An 18692-nucleotide genomic window follows, 5' to 3' on the forward strand; every position below is an offset into this window, starting at 1 on the left:
TCAGCGGATCATCCCAGCCGCCCGTGGCACTGCTTGTACTTCTTGCCCGAACCGCAGGGACAGGGATCGTTGCGCCCGACCTTGGCGCCGGGGCGCCTGGCCGGCTGCTGGCCCGCGTCGTCATGCTCCGCTGCCGGCGCCTGCTGCAGCGCCAGCGCGATCGACTCGGGGTCCGAGCCCTCCGCGGCGGCCGCAGCCTCGTCGAAGTCGGCATGCGTGTACTGCACGTTGGCGTACGAGGGAGCGATCTCGTCCTCGACCTTCTCCACCTCTTCGGGAGACTGGATGCGCACCGTCATCAGGATGCGGATGACGTCGTTGCGGATGCGCTCCTGCATCAGACTGAAGAGCTCGAAGGCCTCGCGCTTGTACTCCTGCTTCGGGTTCTTCTGCGCATAGCCCCGCAGGTGGATGCCCTGGCGGAGGTAGTCGAGCGACGACAGGTGCTCGCGCCAGTGCTGGTCGATGGTCTGCAGCATCACCGAGCGCTCGAAGCCCGCGAAGCCCTCTGCGCCCACCTGCCCGACCTTGGCCTCGTACTGTTCGTCCGCGGCCTTGAGCACGAGTTCCAGGAGGTCGCCCTCCGGCGCGTCCGGCATTTCGCGGGTCATGTCGAGCAGCGGCACCTCGAGGTGCCATTCCTCGGACAGCGCCTTCTGCAGGCCGGCGATGTCCCACTGCTCGTCCAGGCTGCCTTCGGGGACGTGCTGGCGGAACAGGTCGGTGAACACCCGGTGGCGCAGGTCGCGGATGCGCTCGGAGAAGTCCTCGGACTCCAGCAGCGCGTTGCGGTCGGCGTAGACGATCTTGCGCTGGTCGTTGGCGACGTCGTCGTACTCGAGCAGCTGCTTGCGGATGTCGAAGTTGCGGGCCTCGACCTTGCGCTGCGCGCTCTCGATCGAGCGGGTGACGATGCCGGCCTCGATGGCCTCGCCCTCCGGCAGCTTCAGGCGATCCATGATCGCCTTGAGCCGGTCGCCGGCGAAGATCTTGAGCAGCGGGTCTTCCATCGACAGGTAGAAGCGCGACGCGCCGGGGTCGCCCTGGCGTCCGGCGCGGCCTCGCAGCTGGTTGTCGATCCGGCGGGACTCGTGGCGCTCGGTGCCGATGATGTGCAGTCCGCCGGCGGCCAGCACCTGGGCGTGGAGCGACTCCCACTCGCCGCGCAGCTTCTCGATGCTGGCCTGCTTGCCTTCCTCGGGCACCGTACCGTCGGCCACGAGGAGGTCGACCTGCTTCTCGACGTTGCCGCCCAGCACGATGTCAGTGCCGCGCCCCGCCATGTTGGTGGCGATGGTGATCACGCCGGGACGACCGGCCTGCGCGACGATCTGCGCCTCGCGCTCGTGCTGCTTGGCGTTGAGCACCTGGTGCGGCAGCTTTTCCTTCTCGAGCATTCCCGACAGGAGCTCGGAGCTCTCGATCGAGGTGGTGCCCACCAGCACCGGCTGGCCGCGCGCATGGCAGTCCTTGATGTCGGCCAGGATGGCGCCGTACTTCTCGCGCGTGGTGCGGAAGACCTGGTCCTGCCGGTCCTGGCGGATCATCGGGCGATGGGTGGGGATCACCACCGTCTCGAGCCCGTAGATCTCCTGGAACTCGTAGGCCTCGGTGTCGGCCGTGCCCGTCATGCCGGCCAGCTTGCCGTACATGCGGAAGTAGTTCTGGAAGGTGATCGAGGCCAGCGTCTGGTTCTCGGCCTGGATCTGCACCTTTTCCTTGGCCTCGACCGCCTGGTGCAGTCCTTCGGACCAGCGGCGCCCGGGCATCAGGCGCCCGGTGAACTCGTCGACGATGATCACCTCGCCGTTCTGCACCACGTACTGCTGGTCGCGGTGGAACAGCGTGTGCGCGCGCAGCGCAGCCATCAGGTGGTGCATCAGGCTGATGTTGGCGGCGTCGTACAGGCTCGCCCCTGCGGCCAGCAGGCCCATCTCTGAGAGGATGCGTTCGGCCTTCTCGTGGCCGGCCTCGGACAGGTGGACCTGGTGCGCCTTGCGGTCGACCCAGTAGTCGCCGGGCGGGTCCGGCTCGCCGGACTTGGGTTCGGCGGCCATCGCGTCGAGCAGCCGCGGCAGGGCGTCGATGCTCCGGTAGGTCTCTGTGTGGTCCTCGGCCTGACCGGAGATGATCAGCGGCGTGCGCGCCTCATCGATCAGGATGGAATCGACCTCGTCGACGATCGCGTAATGGAGCGCGCGCTGGCGGCGGTCGCCGCCCGAGTACTCCATGTTGTCGCGGAGATAGTCGAAACCGAACTCGTTGTTCGTGCCGTAGGTGATGTCGGCAGCGTAGGCCTCGCGCTTGGCGGAGGTCGGCTGCTGCGAGAGGATGGTGCCCACCGACATGCCGAGGAAGCGGTAGAGCCGGCCCATCCACTCCGCATCGCGGCTGGCGAGGTAGTCGTTGACGGTGACGACGTGCACGCCCTTGCCGGCGAGCGCGTTCAGGTAGACCGCGAGCGTCGCGGTGAGGGTCTTGCCCTCGCCGGTGCGCATCTCGGCGATGCGGCCAGAGTGAAGCACCATGCCGCCGACGAGCTGGACGTCGAAGTGACGCATTCCCATCACCCGCCGGGAGGCCTCGCGGCAGACCGCGAAGGCCTCCGGGAGGAGGTCGTCGAGCGCTTCGCCGTTTGCCACGCGCTCGCGGAACTCGACGGTCTTGCCGGCGAGCTCCTCATCGGAGAGCGCCTGCATGGACGGCTCGAGCGCGTTGACTGCAGCGACCGGCTTGCGGAAGCCCTTGAGCACCCGCTCGTTGCGGCTGCCGAAGAACTTAGTGAGGAAACCCTGGATCATCGCGGATCGGGCGGCGCGCGTCTAAGGCGCCCCACCACTGCCAAAGCGCAAAAGTCTAGCACGCGGACCGGTCTGGCCCCCGCGCGGCCGGACCGGCGGCTGCGCGGGGGCCGCGAGAGGGCCAGACTGGCGGGCGCGCCGGTGCTACGCTGTGCCAGCCAGAGAACCGCCACGTCTGCCACGATGAGCTCAAACGCACCGCGCCACCCGCTCGGCTGGCTCGGCCAGCAGCCCGGCTTCAAGGAACTGACCGACCGCGCCCGCCGCCTGCTCGACCTGCAGGCCGACCTGCAGCTCTGCGCGCCTGCGCTTGGCCTGCAGGTGCTGGGCGTGGAGGAAGAGACGCTGCTGGTGGGCGCGCAGGGCGCTGCCGCCGCGGCCAAGCTGCGCCAGGTGGAGCCCTCGATCCTGGCCTGCCTGCGGGCCCGGGGATGGCAGCTGGCGAAGGTCCGGTTCCGGCCCCGCTCCAGGGGAAGCGTCCCGCCGCCGCCTGCGCCGCGGATCAAGCCGCCAATCCCGGAAGCTGCGCTGGAACAACTGCGCGCGCTTGCCGAGAGCACGGCTTCGCCGGCGCTGCGCCAGGCGCTCGATGACCTGCTGCGCTCGCAGGCGCGGCAGCGGCGCCAGAGATGAAGTTGGGTGGCCGGCAGCGCCGGCCATGACCACCGCTCAGGCGGTGCTCCAGTCGAAGGCGAACAGCTTCGGGGCCTCGCGCTTTTCGCCGAAGGTGGCGATCTCCCACGCATGCTCGTTGGCGAGCAGCTCGCGCAGCAGCCGGTTGTTCAGGGCGTGCCCGGATTTGTTCGCCTTGTAGCAGGCCAGCAGAGGATGGCCGACCAGATACAGGTCGCCGATCGCATCGAGGATCTTGTGCTTCACGAACTCGTCGTCGTAGCGCAAGCCCTCGGCATTGAGGACCCGGTACTCGTCCATGACGATCGCGTTGTCCAGGCTGCCGCCCTGGGCCAGGCCCATCGAGCGCATGGTCTCGACGTCCTGCATGAAGCCGAAGGTGCGGGCCCGCGCGATCTCGCGGACGTAGGAGGTGTCGGCGAAGTCGATCTCGAAGCGCTGGCCGGTGGCGTCGATCGCCGGGTGGCCGAACTCGATGGAGAACTCCAGCCGGTAGCCGAAATGCGGCTCCAGCCGCGCCCACTTGTCGCCCTCGCGCACCTCGACCGGCTCGAGCACGCGGATGAATCGCTTGGGGGCGGCCTGCTCGATGACGCCGGCCGACTGCACCAGGAACACGAAGGAGCCTGCCGAGCCGTCCAGAATGGGAATCTCGGGCGCGGTGACGTCGACGTACAGGTTGTCGATGCCCAGGCCCGCGAGCGCGGACATCAGATGCTCGACCGTGGCCACGCGGACCTCGCGCCCCGGGCCCTCGTCGGCCGCGGTGAGCGTGGACGCCATCCGGGTGTCGGTGACCCGGTCGGCGCGCGCCGGGATGTCGACCGGCGGGTCGAGATCGACCCGCCGGAAGACGATTCCGGTATCGGGCGCGGCAGGACGCAGCGTCAGCTCGACGCGCTGACCCGAGTGCAGCCCCACCCCCGTGGTGCTCACCCGCTGCTTCACCGTGCGCTGCCGCATCATTGCCGTTCACCCGACGCGGCCGCGCACGCGGCCGCCCTTGCTCCATCCATCAGATCTGGCCGAGCAGGGTCTCGGCGCCCGAGACTGCGTACTTGCCGCCTTCCTCGAGGTTCAACGCCTTGACCACGCCGTCGTCGACGAGCATCGAGAAGCGCCTGCAGCGCAGCCCCAGCCCGCCGCCCGTCAGGTCCAGTTCCAGCCCGCAGGCCTTGGTGAACTCGGCAGCGCCGTCGGCCATCATCCGGACCTTGCCCGCCGTGCCTTGCTCACGCCCCCAGGCGCCCATCACGAACGCGTCGTTGACCGAGACGCACCAGATCTCATCGACCCCCTTGGCCTTGAGCTGCTCGTAGTTCTTCAGGTAGCTGGGCACGTGCTGCGCCGAGCAGGTGGGCGTGTAGGCGCCGGGCAGGCCGAAAATGGCGATCTTCCTGCCCTTGACCATGTCGGCCACCTTGAAGGCGTTCGGCCCGATCGAGCAGCCGTTGCCCTCGACCTCGATGTACTCGCGCAGCGTCGCGTCCGGCAGGGTGTCACCGACCTTGATCGTCATCTTTAAGTCTCCTTGTGTGCGGCCGATGGCCGGAAGACAGAAGATTGTAGAGGCAAAGCGGCAAGCCTGCCGGGCACTCCCCCGTCCCCCCGCTCAGTCCGCCTGCTTGCGCAGGAAGGCCGGGATGTCGAAGCGCTCGACCCCGCTCTCCTGCAGTGCCGCCACCTGCGCGGCCGCGGATGCGCGCGGGTTGCGCCAGATCGCCGGCTGGTCCAGGCGGCCGTAGTCGCCGTGGCCGCCCACCGGGGCGTTGTCGGTGCCCGTGCGCAGCGCGGGAGCCTGCACCAGCACCGGACGGCCGGCGCTTGCCTGGCGGCCGATGCCGGTCGCCACCACCGTGACGCGCAGCCGGTCTTCCATCGCCTCGTCGAAGACGGTGCCGTGAATGATGGTCGCGTCCTCGGCGCAGAACGCCTTGATGGTGTTGATGACCTCGTTGGTCTCGCGCAGCTTCAGGCTGCGGTTGGCGGTGATGTTGACGATCACGCCGCGCGCGCCGGAAAGGTCGACGCCGTCGAGCAGTGGCGAGGCCACCGCCTGCTCGGCCGCCAGGCGGGCGCGGTCCAGCCCGGAGGCTTCGCCGATCCCCATCATGGCCTTGCCCTGCTCGCCCATCACGGTGCGGACGTCGGCGAAGTCGACGTTGACCAGGCCGGGCACGTTGATGATCTCGGCGATGCCGGCCACCGCGTTGTGCAGCACGTCGTCGGCGCGACGGAAGGCGTCCTCGAGGCTGGCGTCCTCGTCCATCACATCGAAGAGGTTCTGGTTGAGGACCACGATCAGCGAATCGACGTGCTGGACGAGCTGGTCGATTCCCGATTCGGCGATCTGCATCTTGCGGTTGCCCTCGAAGTGGAAGGGCTTGGTGACCACGCCGACCGTGAGGATGCCGAGCTCCTTGGCGATCTCGGCGACCACCGGCGAGGCCCCGGTGCCGGTGCCCTTGCCCATGCCGGCCGTCAGGAACACCATGTTGGCCCCGGTCAGCGCCTCGCGGATGCGCTCGCGCGCGTTCTCGGCCGCGGCGCGGCCCGCGTCGGGGCTGGCGCCGGCGCCCAGGCCCAGTTCGCCCAGTTGGAGGATGCGTTCGGCCTGCGAGCGCACCAGCGCCTGGCGGTCGGTGTTCAACGCGATGAATTCGACGCCCTGGACGCCGCGGCCGATCATGTGGTTGATCGCGTTGCCGCCGGCGCCGCCTACGCCTACCACCTTGATGATGGCGCCTTCAACATCGGTGTGAATCATTTCGAAGTTCATGTCTTGCCTCCTCGGCTCGGGGGTGGGGTGGGGGTGGGGGTGGGGGTGTCTGGTTTCGATGCGGCGCTGGACGCTCAGAAGTTCCCGAGGAACCAGTCCTTCATCCGGCGCAGCGTTTCCTTGAACGAGCCCGACTGCTCGGCGACCTTGCGGCCGCGCAGCCGCTGCGCGCGGGCCTCCTCGAGCAGGCCGACCGCGGTCGCGTAGCGCGGGTTGCGCACGACGTCGGCGAGGCCGCCGACGTACGAGGGCATGCCCAGGCGCACCGGCTTCAGGAAGACGTCTTCGGCGAGCTCGACCATGCCCGGCATCAGGCCCGAGCCGCCGGTGAGCACGATCCCGGACGAGAGCAGTTCCTCGTAGCCGGACTCGCGGATCACCTGGTGGATCAGCGCGTAGAGCTCCTCGACGCGCGGCTCGATCACCGCCGACAGCGCCTGGCGCGAGAGCTGCCGCGGGCCGCGGTCGCCAAGGCCGGGCACCTCGATCTTGGCGTTCGGATCGGCGAGCACCTGCTTGGCCAGCCCGTGGCGCAGCTTGATCTCCTCGGCCTCGGGGGTCGGGGTGCGCAGCGCCATCGCGATGTCGTTGGTGATCTGGTCGCCCGCGATCGGCAGCACCGCGGTGTGGCGGATCGCGCCGCCGGTGAAGATGGCGATGTCGGTGGTGCCGCCGCCGACGTCGACCAGCGCGACGCCCAGCTCCTTCTCGTCCTCGGTGAGCACCGACATGCTCGAGGCCAGCGGCTGCAGGATCAGGTCCTGCACCTCGAGGCCGCAGCGGCGTACGCACTTGACGATGTTCTGGGCCGCCGAGACCGCACCGGTGACGATGTGGACCTTGACCTCCAGGCGCACGCCGCTCATGCCGATCGGCTCGCGGATGTCCTCCTGGCCGTCGACGATGAACTCCTGCGGCAGCACGTGCAGGATCTGCTGGTCGGTGGGAATGTTCACCGCCTTGGCGGTCTCGATCACGCGGGCCATGTCGGCCTCGGTGACTTCCTTGTCCTTGATCGCGACCATGCCGCTGGAATTGAAGCTGCGGATGTGGCTGCCGGCGATCCCCGTGTACACGGTGCGGATCTTGCAGTCGGCCATCAGCTCGGCCTCTTCGAGGGCGCGCTGGATCGAGGCCACGGTCGACTCGATGTTCACGACGACGCCCTTCTTCAGGCCCTTCGACTCATGCTGCCCGAGCCCGACGATTTCGTAGCGCCCGTCCGGAAGCATCTGCGCCACGATCGCGACGATCTTCGAGGTCCCGATGTCGAGCCCGACGATCAGATCGCTGGTGTCCCTTGCCATTGCGTATACCCGCTCTTTCTTTCGTTCCAGTGTCCGTGTCAGCGACGCCGCTGCCCCGACCCTGCCGCGCTCGCCCGAGACGCGGCTCCTTCCTCGACCGCCAGCACGTTCACCGCCCGCACTGCGAACCCGTTCGGGTAGCGCAGGTCGACCACCTCGGGCTGTCCGTCGAGCCGCGCCATCACCCGCGGGTACACCGACGCCCAGCGCCGGACCCGCTCCTCGAGGGGCACGCCCTGCTCGCGGCCGAGCAGCAGCGTGGTGCCGTCGTCCAGCTTCGTCGACCAGGCGTAGCGCTGCGATAGGGACACGGCGACCGGGCGCAGGCCGAGCGGCTGGATCCAGCCCACGAGTTCGGCGTAGCGCTCCAGCACGGCGCGCTCGCTGCCCGCCGGACCCGACAGTTCCGGCAGCGGTCCGTCTTCCTCGGCCTCGGCGAGGTTGGCGGCGTAGAGCTCGCCATAGGTGTTCATCAGCCTGCCGTCGCCCCACATGGCGAGCGGACGGTGCTCCTCGATGCCGATCAGCAGCCGGTCCGGCCAGATGCGCCGCACCGTTGCCTTGCGCACCCAGGGGACCGATTCGAAGCCGTGGCGCACGGCATCCAGGTCGACGGTGAAGAAATTGCCGTCGACGCGATGCAGGGCCGAGGCGCGCAGCAGCGGGGTGGACACGTGGCGCAGCTGGCTGCCCTCGGCCGACTCGATCGACACGCCGCGCAGATCGAAGGCCGGCAGGTGCACCAGCCAGGTCGCCGCCACCGCCAGCGCCGCGGCCAGCGTCAGGCCCAGCAGCGCGTTGGCGCAGGCGTGCAGTACCCCGACGTTGTGCCACGGGTTCAGGGACAGCGTCCCTGCCGAGACGCTGCCGGGGCGGCGGCTGCGGTTCCTCACGCGGCGGCTCCGACCTTGAGCCGTGCGCTCTCGAGCAGCACGAGCACCAGCTCGTCATAGGACATGCCCTCCGCCCGGGCGGCCATCGGCACCAGCGAATGGTCGGTCATGCCAGGCGAGGTGTTGATCTCCAGCAGCCAGGGCCGGTCGTCGCGGTCCAGCATCACGTCGACGCGCGCCCAGCCCTCGCAGTCGAGCGAGCGGAAGGCCTCGACCGAGAGCCGGCGCATCTCGTCCTCGACCGCCGGCGCCAGCGGTGCCGGACACAGGTAGCGGGTCTCGTTGCCGAAATACTTGTTCTGGTAATCGTAGTTGCCGCCCGGCGCCTGGATCTCGATCACCGGCAGCGCCCGCGCGCCCTCGCCCTGCCCCAGGATCGCGACGGTGAACTCACGTCCCTCGACGAAGCGCTCGACCAGCACCTGGTCGTCATAGCGGGCGGCCAGCGCGAAGGCCTCCTCAAGATCCGCAGCGTCCTGCACCTTGGTCAGGCCGATCGTCGATCCCTCGTGCGGCGGCTTCATGATCAGCGGCAGGCCGAGCCGCTCGGCAATCCCGCGCAGTTCCTGTGCGCGGCCGACCACCTCGAAGGCGGGGGTCGGCAGGCCGTGGCTGCCCCAGATCCGTTTGGTGAACACCTTGTCCATCGCCACTGCCGAGGCCATCACGCCGGAGCCGGTGTACGGGATGCGCAGCAGCTCGAGCGCCCCCTGCACCGTGCCGTCCTCGCCGTAGCGGCCGTGCAGCGCGATGAAAACGCGCTCGAAGCCCTCGCGGCGCAGGTCGTCCATCGGGCGCCCGGCAGGATCGAAGGCATGGGCGTCGACGCCCTGGCGGCGCAGCGCCTCGAGCACGCCCGACCCGGAGCGGATCGAGATCTCGCGCTCGGCCGAATCGCCGCCGAACAGCACCGCCACCTTGCCGAAACCGCCCTTCGCGTCACCGGACATCGCCCACCTCCGTTGCCCCGGCTGCCTCGCGCACCAGCGCCGGCACGCCGCCGATCGAACCCGCCCCCATCGCGAGCACCACGTCGCCGTCGCGGGCCAGGTCCAGGATCGCCGCCGGAAGCTCGGCGATGTCCTCGACGAAGACCGGCTCGACTCGCCCGGCCACCCGCACCGCGCGCGCCAGCGAGCGGCCGTCGGCGGCGACGATCGGCGCCTCCCCGGCCGCGTAGACCTCGGCCAGCAGCAGCGCGTCGGTGGTCGACAGCACCCGTGCGAAGTCTTCGAAGAGGTCGCGGGTGCGCGTGTAACGGTGCGGCTGGAAGACCAGCACCAGCCGCCTGCCGGGATAGGCGCCGCGGGCTGCGGCCAGCGTCGCCTCCATCTCGGTCGGGTGATGGCCGTAGTCGTCGATCAGCGTGAAGCTGCCGCCGTCGCGCGCCGGCACTTCGCCGTAGTGCTGGAAGCGGCGGCCGACGCCGTGGAACTCCGCGAGCGCAGCGAGGATCGCCTCGTCTTCCACGCCCAGTTCGTCGGCGACCGCGATCGCGGCCAGCGCGTTGCGCACGTTGTGCTCGCCCGGCGCGTTCAGCAGCACCTCGAGCGGCGGACGCGTCTCGCTGTTCTCCCGCAGCAGCGTGAAGCGCATCCGGGCGCCGTCGGCGCGCACGTCGACCGCCCGGAACTGCGCCTGCGGCGACATCCCGTAGGTCAGCACCGGCTTGGACACGAAGGGCATGATCTCGCGCACGTTCGCATCGTCGATGCACAGCACTGCGGCGCCGTAGAAGGGCAGCCGCTGCGTGAACTCGACGAAGGCCTGCTTCAGCCGCGCGAAGTCGTGGCCGTAGGTCTCCATGTGATCCGCGTCGATGTTCGTGATCACTGCGATCATCGGCGACAGGTTCAGGAAGGAGGCGTCGGACTCGTCGGCCTCGACCACGATGTAGTGTCCGCTGCCCAGGCGGGCGTTGACGCCGGCGCTGTTGAGCCGCCCGCCGATCACGAAGGTGGGGTCGAGCCCGCCCTTGGCGAGCACCGACGAGACCAGACTGGTGGTCGTCGTCTTGCCGTGCGTGCCGGCGATCGCGATGCCCTGCTTGAGCCGCATCAGCTCGGCGAGCATCAGCGCCCTCGGCACGACGGGGATCCGGCCCGCACGGGCCGCAATCACCTCGGGATTGTCGCCGCGCACCGCCGTCGAAGTGACGATGCAGTCCGCTCCCTCGATGTTGGCGCTCGCGTGGCCCAGCTTCACATCGGCGCCGAGCGACACCAGCCGGCGCGTGGCCGCGTTGCTGGCGATGTCCGATCCGGTGACCAGATAGCCGAGGTTGAGCAGGACCTCGGCGATCCCGCTCATGCCGGCGCCGCCGATGCCGACGAAATGGATGTGGTTGACCTTGTGCTTCATGGGCTCTGCTTCATTTCCTTGCGATCGCCTCGCATACGTCGGCAACGCGGTCGCCCGCGTCGGGCCGCGCCGCCGCCCGGGCCTTGCGCGCCATCTCCAGCAGGCTGTCGCGGGACTGCGCGCGCAGCAGGCCGGCCAGCCGCTCCGGGTCGAGCCCGGCCTGCGGCACCAGCAGCGCTGCGCCGCGCTCCGAGAGGAAGCGCGCATTGCCGGTCTGGTGGTCGTCGACCGCATGCGGGTAGGGCACCAACAGGCTCGCCGCGCCCACCGCAGCCAGTTCGGACACCGTCATCGCCCCCGCCCGGCAGACCACAAGATCCGCCTGCGCGTAGGCCTGCGCCATGTCGTCGATGAACTCCACCACTTCGGCGTCGACGCCGGCCTTCCGGTAGTGCTCTTCGAGCGCCGCGCGGTGCGCGCGACCGCTCTGGTGGACGACACGGGGCCGCTCGCCGGGCGCCAGCAGCGCCAGCGCCCTGGGCACCGTCTCGTTGAGCGCCTGCGCGCCAAGACTGCCGCCCACGACGAGCAGCCGCAGCGGCCCCGCGCGGCCAGCGAAGCGCTGCTCCGGCGGCGCGACGGCAGCAATCTCCGCGCGCACCGGGTTGCCGCACCATTCGGCGCCGGGAAGCGCGTCGGGGAAGGCCACCAGCACGCGGTCCGCAAGGCGCGACAGCACCCGATTGGCCAGACCGGCAACCGAGTTCTGCTCGTGTAGCACCAGCGGAATGCCCAGCAGCGCCGACATCATCCCGCCCGGGAAGGCGATGTAGCCGCCCAGGCCGAGCACCACTGAGGGCCGAGACTCACGCAGCGCGCCCAGCGCCTGCCAGAAGGCGCGCAGCAGGTTCACCGGCAGCATCAGCCGGGTGGCCCAGCCTTTCCCGCGCAGGCCGCCGAAGCGCACCCAGCGCATGTCGATGCCGTGCTTCGGCACCAGCGTGGCCTCCATGCCGGCGGGATTTCCCATCCAGAGCACGCGCCAGCCACGCTCGCGCAGCAGGTGCGCCACCGCGAGTCCCGGCATCACGTGACCGCCGGTGCCGCCCGCCATGATCATCACGGTGCGGGTCATCCGATCCCCCGCATCATCCGGCGGTTCTCGAAGTCCACCCGCAGCAGCACGGCCAGCGCGACGCAATTGACCAGGATGCCGGTGCCGCCGTAGCTCATCAGCGGCAGCGTCAGGCCCTTGGTGGGCAGCAGGCCGACGTTGACACCCATGTTGACGAAGGCCTGGAAGCCGATCCACAGCCCGAGGCCCTTGGCGGTCAGCCCCGCGAAGACCCGGTCGATCGCGATCGCCTGCCGGCCGATCTCGAAGGCGCGGCGCGTGAGCCAGTAGAACAGCGTGACGATCACCAGCACGCCGACCAGCCCGAGTTCCTCGCCGATCACCGCCAGCAGGAAGTCGGTGTGCGCCTCCGGCAGGTAGTGCAGCTTCTCGACCGACCCGCCCAGACCGACCCCGAACCACTCGCCGCGGCCGAACGCGATCAGCGAGTGGGTGAGCTGGTAACCCGCGCCGAGCGGGTCGGCGAAGGGGTCCAGGTAGGCAAAGATCCGGTCGCGCCGCCACGGCGACATCAGGATCAGCAGCGCGAAGGTGGACAGCGCGATGACCACCAGGCCGGCGAAGAGCCGGCCGTTGACGCCGCCGAGGAACAGCACCCCCATCGCGATCGACGAGATGACGATGAAGGCGCCCAGGTCCGGCTCGAGCAGCAGCAGCAGCCCGACCAGCGCCACTGCGGCCCCCATCGGCAGGAAGCCCTTCTTGAAGTGCTGCATGTAGTCCTGCTTGCGGACCGTGTAGTCGGCCGCGTACAGCACCACGAACAGCTTCATCAGCTCGGAGGGCTGCAGATTGAGCACGTACAGCGACAGCCAGCGGCGCGCCCCGTAGACCACCTTGCCCACGCCCGGAATCAGCACCAGCACCAGCAGCACGAGGCCCGCGAGGAACAGCAGCGGCGCCCAGCGCTGCCAGATCCGCATCGGCACCGCGAAGGCGAGCAGGCCCATGCCGACGCCCAACGACACCGCGAACAGGTGCCGCACCAGGAAATGCGTGGGCCGGTAGTTGGCGAAGCGCGGCGAGTCCGGCAGCGCGATCGACGCCGAGTAGACCATCACGATGCCGATCGTCAGCAGCGACGCGACCACCCAGACGAGCGCGACGTCGACGGGCTGCGCGCTCGCGGCATGCGTGCCGCGCATTCCCTGCCGGGGCGCCCCGCGTCCGGGCCACCTGAGGCTCAGCATGGCTGCCCCGCATCCTCGGCGAGCCGGCGCACCGCGTCGACGAAGACCTGGGCGCGATGCTCGTAGTTGCGAAACATGTCCAGGCTGGCGCACGCCGGCGAGAGCAGCACCGCATCGCCGGCACGGGCCAGGCCCGCCGCGCAGCGCACTGCCTCCTCGAGGCTGGCGCAGTCGGTCAGCGGCACGCCGGTGTCGGCCAGTGCTGCGCGCAGCGCGGGCGCGTCGCGGCCGATCAGCACCACGGCGCGCGCATGTCCGCGCACCGGTTCGCGCAGCAGGGAGAAGTCCTGGCCCTTGCCGTCGCCGCCCGCCACCAGGACGCAGCGGCGGCCAAGGCCGGTCAGCGCGGCCACCGTAGCCCCGACGTTGGTGCCCTTGCTGTCGTCGTAGTACTCGACCTCGCCGATCGTCGCCAACAGAGCGCAGCGGTGCGGTTCGCCCTCGTAGCTGCGCAGGCCGTGCAGCAGCGCCGACATCGGCACGCCTGCCGCCTGCGCCAGCGCCAGCGCCGCCAGCGCATTGCGCTGGTTGTGTCCGCCGCGCACCCGCAGCGCGTCGGCGGGCATCAGCCTGCGCACGACCGGCGGCGCCGGCTCCCGGCGCCGGCGCCCCGGCGGTTCCTCGCCTGGCACCGCCTCGGCCAGCCAGCGCAGCCCGCCCTCGTGGACGACGCCCAGTTCGCCGGCGGCGGCGGGCGCGCTCAACGCGAAACTGCGCAGCCTGGGGCCGGCGTCGCGCAGGGCCGGCGCCGGCCGCGGCGGCTCGGTGGCGGAGTCGTCCCGGTCGAACACGCAGACTGCGGCGTTGCGATAGATGCGGCGCTTGGCCTGGATGTAGCTGTCCATCGACGCATGCCAGTCGAGATGGTCCTGGCTGACGTTGAGCACCGCCGCCGCATCGGGCATCAGGCTCTCGGTGAGGGCCAGCTGGAAGCTGGACAGCTCGAGCACCCAGATCCCGGGCAGCGAGCCGCCGGCCGCGGCCTCGCGCAGCACGTCCAGCGCCGCCGGCGCAATGTTGCCGGCGACCGCGACGCTGCGACCCGCGTGGGCGCACAAGTGCGCAACGAGCCGGGTGGTGGTGGTCTTGCCATTGGTGCCGGTGATCGCAATCAGCTTCGGCGAATAGCCCTCGTCCCGCAGGCCGGCCAGCGCCTGTGCGAACAGCTCGATCTCGCCCAGCACCGCGACGCCGCGCTCGCGGGCCAGCGCGTGGAAACCGGCCGAGTCGCCGCGCTCGATCGACAGGCCGGGGCTCCAGAGCAGCGCGTCGATGCCGTCGAGGAGCTCCGGCCGGAAGGGTCCGGACAAGAAGCGCGCCTCGGGCACCGCCGCGCGCAACGCGCCCAGCTGCGGCGGCTCGGCGCGGGTGTCGGCCACCGCCACCCGGGCGCCGCGCTGCGCTGCCCAGCGCGCCATCGCGAGTCCGGACTCGCCCAGTCCGAGCACGAGCACGCTGCGCCCGTCCAGGTCGAAGAGCCGGAGCTGCGCGGGGGCGGAGCGCTCGGTCATGGGACGGCTCACCGCAGCTTCAGCGTGGAGAGGCCGAACAGCACGAGCATCATCGTGACGATCCAGAAGCGCACGACGACCTGGCTTTCCTTGACGCCGCCAACCTCGAAATGATGATGCAGAGGCGCCATCCTGAAGATGCGCCGGCCCTCGCCGTAGCGCCGCTTCGTGTACTTGAAGTAGGCAACCTGCATCATCACCGAGACGGTCTCGGCGACGAACACTCCGCCCATGATGAACAGCACGATCTCCTGGCGGACGATCACCGCGATCGTACCCAGCGCGCCGCCCAGCGCCAGCGCGCCCACGTCGCCCATGAACACCTGTGCCGGGTAGGCGTTGAACCACAGGAAGGCCAGCCCCGCGCCGGCGATCGCGCCGCAGAACACGGTCAGTTCCCCTGCCCCCGGGATGAAAGGGATCAGCAGGTACTTCGAGAACACCGCGTTGCCGCTCACGTAGGCGAACACGCCGAGTGCCGAGCCGACCAGCACCGAGGGCAGGATCGCCAGGCCGTCGGCGCCGTCGGTGAGGTTCACGGCGTTGCTGGTGCCGACGATCACGAAATAGGTGAGCCCGATGAAGCCGAACACGCCCAGCGGATAGGCAATGTTCTTGAAGAAGGGGACGATCAGGTCAGCCTTCGGCGGCAGGTCGATCGCGAAGCCGCTCATCACCCAGTTGACGAACAGGTCCAGCGCCTGGGCATTGGACTGGGCCGGAACGGCGAACGCCAGGTAGACCGCGGCGACGATACCGATCAGCGACTGCCAGAAGTACTTCTCCCTGGCTGCCATCCCGCGCGGGTCCTTGTGGACGACCTTGCGGTAGTCGTCGACCCAGCCGATCCAGCCGAAACCGAGCGTGACCAGCAGGACGACCCAGACGAAGCGGTTGGAAAGGTCGCTCCAGAGCAGGGTGGAGGCGCCGATGCCGATCAGCAGCAGCGCGCCGCCCATCGTGGGCGTCCCCGACTTGGCCAGGTGCGTCTGCGGGCCGTCCTGGCGGACCGCCTGACCGATCTTCAGCTCGAGCAGCTTGCGGATCAGCAGCGGGCCGAACAGCAGCCCGATCAGCAGCGCGGTCAGCGTCGCGAGCACCGCCCGCAGCGTGATGTAGTTGAAGACCGAGAAAGCCCGGATGTCCTGGGCCAGCCATTGGGCGAGAGCGAGCAGCATCAGTGGTGCTCCCCCGCCCCGGCATCGCCACGTTGGCTGGCGAGCGCCGCAACGACCCGCTCCATGCGCATGAAGCGCGAGCCCTTCACCAGCACCGTGGCCTGCGCAACCGCCAGGCCCCGGGCGCGTGCGATCAGCGCGTCGACGTCGGCGAAGTGTTCGCCCCCGCGGCCGAAGGCGGCGACGGTGTCGCGGGTCGCCTCGCCGAGGGCGAGAAGATGGCCGATTCCGCACTGCGCGGCATGGGCGCCGACCTCGCGATGGAACTCCGGACCGCGATCGCCGACCTCGCCCATGTCGCCGAGCACCAGCACGCGCGGCGCGGGGCGATCGCGCAGCACCTCGATCGCGGCGCGCACCGAATCAGGGTTCGCGTTGTAGCTGTCGTCGATCAGCGCCGCGCCCGCGGCGCTTTCCAGTCGCACCAGCCGTCCGCGCACCGGCCTGAAGCGGCGCAGCCCCTCGGCGATGTCCTCGACGCCGATGCCGGCCGCATGCGCGCAGGCAGCGGCAGCGAGCGCGTTGCGCACGTTGTGCGCGCCATCGATCGAGAGCCGGACTTCGGCGCGTCCGCCCGCGACCTCCAGCGTGAACGCTTCGGGCCGCGCATCCTCCGCGGCCCGGACCTCGAAGGCTCCGCCCAGGCCGAACTCGACGCAGCGGCGGCTCCCGGCGAGAGACCGCCAGAGACCGGCGTGCGGATCGTCACCCGGGAAGACGGCCACGCCGTCCGCGTCCAGCGCACCGAACACTGAACCGTTCTCGCGCGCGGTGGCCTCGACCGAGCCCATGAACTCCTGATGCTCGCGCTGGGCGTTGTTGACCAGCGCGACGGTCGGCTTCGCGATCTCGGCGAGCCAGGCGATCTCGCCCGGGCGGTTCATGCCGAGTTCGATCACTGCGGCCCTGTGCTCCGGCCGCAGGCCGAACAGCGTCAGCGGCACGCCGACCTCGTTGTTCAGGTTGCCCTGGGTGGCCAGCCGGCCCTGGTCGCCGTAGCGGACCGCCAGGATCGACGCCAGCATCTCCTTGACCGTGGTCTTGCCGTTGCTGCCGGTGACCGCCAGCAGCGGGACCGCAAAGCGCCTGCGCCAGCCGGCGGCGAGTTCGCCGAGGGCGCGGCGCGCGTCGGGGACCAGCAGCGCGGGACCGCGCATGCCGTCGATCCAGCGCTCGACCACCACCGCGGCGGCACCCGATTCCTGCGCGCCGGCGACGAATTCATGCGCGTCGAAGCGTTCGCCGCGCAGCGCGACGAACAGCGTGCCCGGCCGGAAGGCCCGCGTGTCGGTGCAGACCGAGGTCACGCGGACGCTGCCGTCGCCGATCAGCCGCCCCGCGGACAGCCATCCGAAAGCTTCGCGCAGGCTAAACACCGTGGACCTCCCTGCGCGCCCGCAGCGCGGCGCGGGACACCTCGACGTCGGAGAACGGCAGGCGCGCGCCGGCGATCTCCTGGTAGTTCTCGTGCCCCTTGCCGGCGACCAGCACCACGTCCGCCACGGCAGCGCGGGCGATCGCCGCGTGAATCGCGGCAGCCCGGTCGAGCTCGGTCAGCGCCGGCTCGCGGATCAGTCCCGCGCGGATGTCGGAAACGATCCGGAACGGCGACTCGCTGCGCGGGTTGTCGCTGGTGATCACCAGGTGATCGGCGGCACGCTCGGCCACCAGGCCCATCTGGGCGCGCTTGCCGATGTCGCGATCGCCCCCGGCGCCGAACACGCACCACAGGCGGCCGCCGCGGCGCACCGCCACCGAACGCAGGCTGACCAGCACGTTGTCCAGCGCATCCGGCGAATGCGCGTAGTCGACCACGACCAGGGGCGCGCCATCCTCCTGGATGGTCTGCATTCGCCCCGGCACGGAATCGAGACGCTCGAGCGCCTCGACGACGCGCTCGAACGTATGCCCCAGCGCGAGCCAGCAGCCCGCGGCCGCAAGCGCGTTCGACACGTTGAAGAGCCCGAGCAGGCGCAGCCGCAGGTCGGCCGACCCGAAGTCGCCGCTGAGAGTCATCTGGATGCCCGAGCCGTCCTCGAACACGCGCTCGGCGATCAGCGTCCTGTCGCCGCGCGCGCCGTGGCGCCCGGGGTTCAGGCCGTAGACGATCCGCTGCGGCGCCTTGGGTCCGGTCCGCGTGGCGGCGAGCATCAGCCGCCCCGCCGGATCGTCGCCATTGACCACCACCGCGCGCAGCCCGGGCCAGGCGAACAGATGCGTCTTGGCCTGCGCGTAGGCCTCCATCGTGCCGTGGTAGTCCAGGTGATCGCGAGACAGGTTGGTGAACGCCGCCACCGCGATGCGGGTGCCGTTCAGCCGCCCCTGGTCCAGGCCGATCGACGAGGCCTCCGCTGCTACGGAATCGACGCCCGAGGCCGCGAAGCGCGCCAGCGTCGACTGCAGCCCCAGCGCATCCGGCGTGGTCAGCCCGGAGGATTGCTCGAGGCTGCCGACCGGCCCGCTGCCCAGCGTGCCGATCACACCGCTGCGACGGCCGAACTCGGCGAGGCCGCGCGCCACCCACTGCGAGACGCTGGTCTTGCCGTTGGTGCCGGTGACCGCAATCAGGTCGAGCCCCTCGCTCGGCCGGCCGTGATAGGCGCTGGCGATGCTGCCGGCCAGCGTACGCAGGCCGGCGCAGGCGCGCATCGGCACGCTGGCCTCGGGCAGGGGCGCAGCCCCGTCCGCCTCCACGACGACGGCCGCAGCGCCGCGCGCCAGCGCGTCGGCCATGAAGCCGCGTCCGTCGATGCGCAGGCCGGGATAGGCGAAGAAGGCGTCGCCCGGCCGCACCAGGCGGCTGTCGGCCTGCAGCGCCGCGCCGGAGGGAAGCGTCGCGCGCAGCCATGCGCCGAGCTCGAGCGCCGTTTCCGGGACCAGCTCGGCCGCCGCGCAGGGCTCCAGCGGACTGATGTCCGCCGTCGGATCGGCCACGGCCCGGATGCCATTCGCGTCGGAAGTCAC

15 protein-coding genes are annotated in these 18692 nt (G+C 70.4%); 1 reads left to right on the forward strand and 14 read right to left on the reverse strand.

The window, feature by feature from the left end; all coding sequences use genetic code 11:
• Positions 1-8 precede the first annotated feature (8 nt).
• Positions 9-2801: a preprotein translocase subunit SecA gene (secA, locus tag HNQ70_RS08840; protein ID WP_183966444.1), complete on the reverse strand. Its 2793-nt coding sequence runs from the start codon at positions 2799-2801 to the stop codon at positions 9-11.
• Positions 2802-2984: 183 nt separating this feature from the next.
• On the opposite strand from secA, the gene HNQ70_RS08845 reads away from it, so the two are divergent.
• Entirely contained in the window at positions 2985-3434 is a 450-nt protein-coding gene (locus tag HNQ70_RS08845) for a hypothetical protein (RefSeq protein WP_183966446.1), read from the forward strand.
• A gap of 36 nt (positions 3435-3470) precedes the next feature.
• Here HNQ70_RS08845 and lpxC read toward each other — a convergent pair whose 3' ends face one another.
• From lpxC to HNQ70_RS08910, 13 genes are all read right to left on the reverse strand, one after another.
• On the reverse strand, positions 3471-4400 hold the full coding sequence (gene lpxC, locus HNQ70_RS08850; protein WP_183966448.1) for a UDP-3-O-acyl-N-acetylglucosamine deacetylase: 930 nt from the start codon (positions 4398-4400) through the stop codon (positions 3471-3473).
• A 49-nt stretch (positions 4401-4449) separates the two neighbouring features.
• Complete coding sequence (locus tag HNQ70_RS08855; RefSeq protein ID WP_183966450.1) at positions 4450-4953, reverse strand: peroxiredoxin; 504 nt, start codon at positions 4951-4953, stop codon at positions 4450-4452.
• 93 nt (positions 4954-5046) lie between these two features.
• Positions 5047-6213 (reverse strand): cell division protein FtsZ, encoded by a 1167-nt coding sequence (ftsZ, locus tag HNQ70_RS08860; protein ID WP_183966452.1) that lies wholly within the window; start codon positions 6211-6213, stop codon positions 5047-5049.
• 74 nt (positions 6214-6287) lie between these two features.
• Entirely contained in the window at positions 6288-7520 is a 1233-nt protein-coding gene (gene ftsA, locus HNQ70_RS08865; RefSeq protein WP_183966454.1) for a cell division protein FtsA, read from the reverse strand.
• Between the two features lie 38 nt (positions 7521-7558).
• Complete coding sequence (locus HNQ70_RS08870) at positions 7559-8413, reverse strand: cell division protein FtsQ/DivIB (RefSeq protein WP_343060702.1); 855 nt, start codon at positions 8411-8413, stop codon at positions 7559-7561.
• Entirely contained in the window at positions 8410-9363 is a 954-nt protein-coding gene (locus HNQ70_RS08875) for a D-alanine--D-alanine ligase (RefSeq protein ID WP_183966456.1), read from the reverse strand. The genes HNQ70_RS08870 and HNQ70_RS08875 overlap by 4 nt, the downstream gene beginning before the upstream one ends.
• Complete coding sequence (gene murC / locus HNQ70_RS08880) at positions 9353-10774, reverse strand: UDP-N-acetylmuramate--L-alanine ligase (RefSeq protein ID WP_183966458.1); 1422 nt, start codon at positions 10772-10774, stop codon at positions 9353-9355. Before murC ends, HNQ70_RS08875 begins: the two co-directional genes overlap by 11 nt.
• Positions 10775-10784: 10 nt before the next feature.
• Positions 10785-11849 carry an undecaprenyldiphospho-muramoylpentapeptide beta-N-acetylglucosaminyltransferase gene (murG, locus tag HNQ70_RS08885; protein WP_183966460.1) on the reverse strand — a complete coding sequence of 355 codons (1065 nt, stop codon included), beginning with the start codon at positions 11847-11849 and terminating at the stop codon, positions 10785-10787.
• Positions 11846-13039, reverse strand: a complete 1194-nt coding sequence (gene ftsW / locus HNQ70_RS08890; protein WP_183966462.1) for a putative lipid II flippase FtsW — start codon at positions 13037-13039, stop codon at positions 11846-11848. The genes murG and ftsW overlap by 4 nt, the downstream gene beginning before the upstream one ends.
• The gene (murD, locus tag HNQ70_RS08895; RefSeq protein ID WP_183966464.1) at positions 13033-14550 is read right to left on the reverse strand and encodes a UDP-N-acetylmuramoyl-L-alanine--D-glutamate ligase; all 1518 of its coding nucleotides are present in this window, start codon (positions 14548-14550) and stop codon (positions 13033-13035) included. Before murD ends, ftsW begins: the two co-directional genes overlap by 7 nt.
• Before the next feature lie 8 nt (positions 14551-14558).
• A complete protein-coding gene (gene mraY, locus HNQ70_RS08900; protein ID WP_183966466.1) occupies positions 14559-15728 on the reverse strand; it encodes a phospho-N-acetylmuramoyl-pentapeptide-transferase in 1170 nt (389 codons plus the stop codon).
• Complete coding sequence (locus HNQ70_RS08905; protein ID WP_343060703.1) at positions 15728-17104, reverse strand: UDP-N-acetylmuramoyl-tripeptide--D-alanyl-D-alanine ligase; 1377 nt, start codon at positions 17102-17104, stop codon at positions 15728-15730. Before HNQ70_RS08905 ends, mraY begins: the two co-directional genes overlap by 1 nt.
• Complete coding sequence (locus HNQ70_RS08910; RefSeq protein WP_343060705.1) at positions 17097-18692, reverse strand: UDP-N-acetylmuramoyl-L-alanyl-D-glutamate--2,6-diaminopimelate ligase; 1596 nt, start codon at positions 18690-18692, stop codon at positions 17097-17099. The genes HNQ70_RS08905 and HNQ70_RS08910 overlap by 8 nt, the downstream gene beginning before the upstream one ends.

Source organism: Quisquiliibacterium transsilvanicum (genome assembly GCF_014202215.1).
Lineage (GTDB): Bacteria > Pseudomonadota > Gammaproteobacteria > Burkholderiales > Burkholderiaceae_E > Quisquiliibacterium > Quisquiliibacterium transsilvanicum.

Coding starts and splice junctions, on each gene's coding strand:
- secA (WP_183966444.1), bottom strand. CDS start 2,801: ATGATCCAGGGTTTCCTCACTAAGTTCTTCGGCAGCCGCAACGAGCGG.
- ftsA (WP_183966454.1), bottom strand. CDS start 7,520: ATGGCAAGGGACACCAGCGATCTGATCGTCGGGCTCGACATCGGGACC.
- murD (WP_183966464.1), bottom strand. CDS start 14,550: ATGACCGAGCGCTCCGCCCCCGCGCAGCTCCGGCTCTTCGACCTGGAC.
- lpxC (WP_183966448.1), bottom strand. CDS start 4,400: ATGATGCGGCAGCGCACGGTGAAGCAGCGGGTGAGCACCACGGGGGTG.
- HNQ70_RS08845 (WP_183966446.1), top strand. CDS start 2,985: ATGAGCTCAAACGCACCGCGCCACCCGCTCGGCTGGCTCGGCCAGCAG.
- ftsW (WP_183966462.1), bottom strand. CDS start 13,039: ATGCTGAGCCTCAGGTGGCCCGGACGCGGGGCGCCCCGGCAGGGAATG.
- ftsZ (WP_183966452.1), bottom strand. CDS start 6,213: ATGAACTTCGAAATGATTCACACCGATGTTGAAGGCGCCATCATCAAG.
- murC (WP_183966458.1), bottom strand. CDS start 10,774: ATGAAGCACAAGGTCAACCACATCCATTTCGTCGGCATCGGCGGCGCC.
- murG (WP_183966460.1), bottom strand. CDS start 11,849: ATGACCCGCACCGTGATGATCATGGCGGGCGGCACCGGCGGTCACGTG.
- mraY (WP_183966466.1), bottom strand. CDS start 15,728: ATGCTGCTCGCTCTCGCCCAATGGCTGGCCCAGGACATCCGGGCTTTC.
- HNQ70_RS08875 (WP_183966456.1), bottom strand. CDS start 9,363: ATGTCCGGTGACGCGAAGGGCGGTTTCGGCAAGGTGGCGGTGCTGTTC.
- HNQ70_RS08855 (WP_183966450.1), bottom strand. CDS start 4,953: ATGACGATCAAGGTCGGTGACACCCTGCCGGACGCGACGCTGCGCGAG.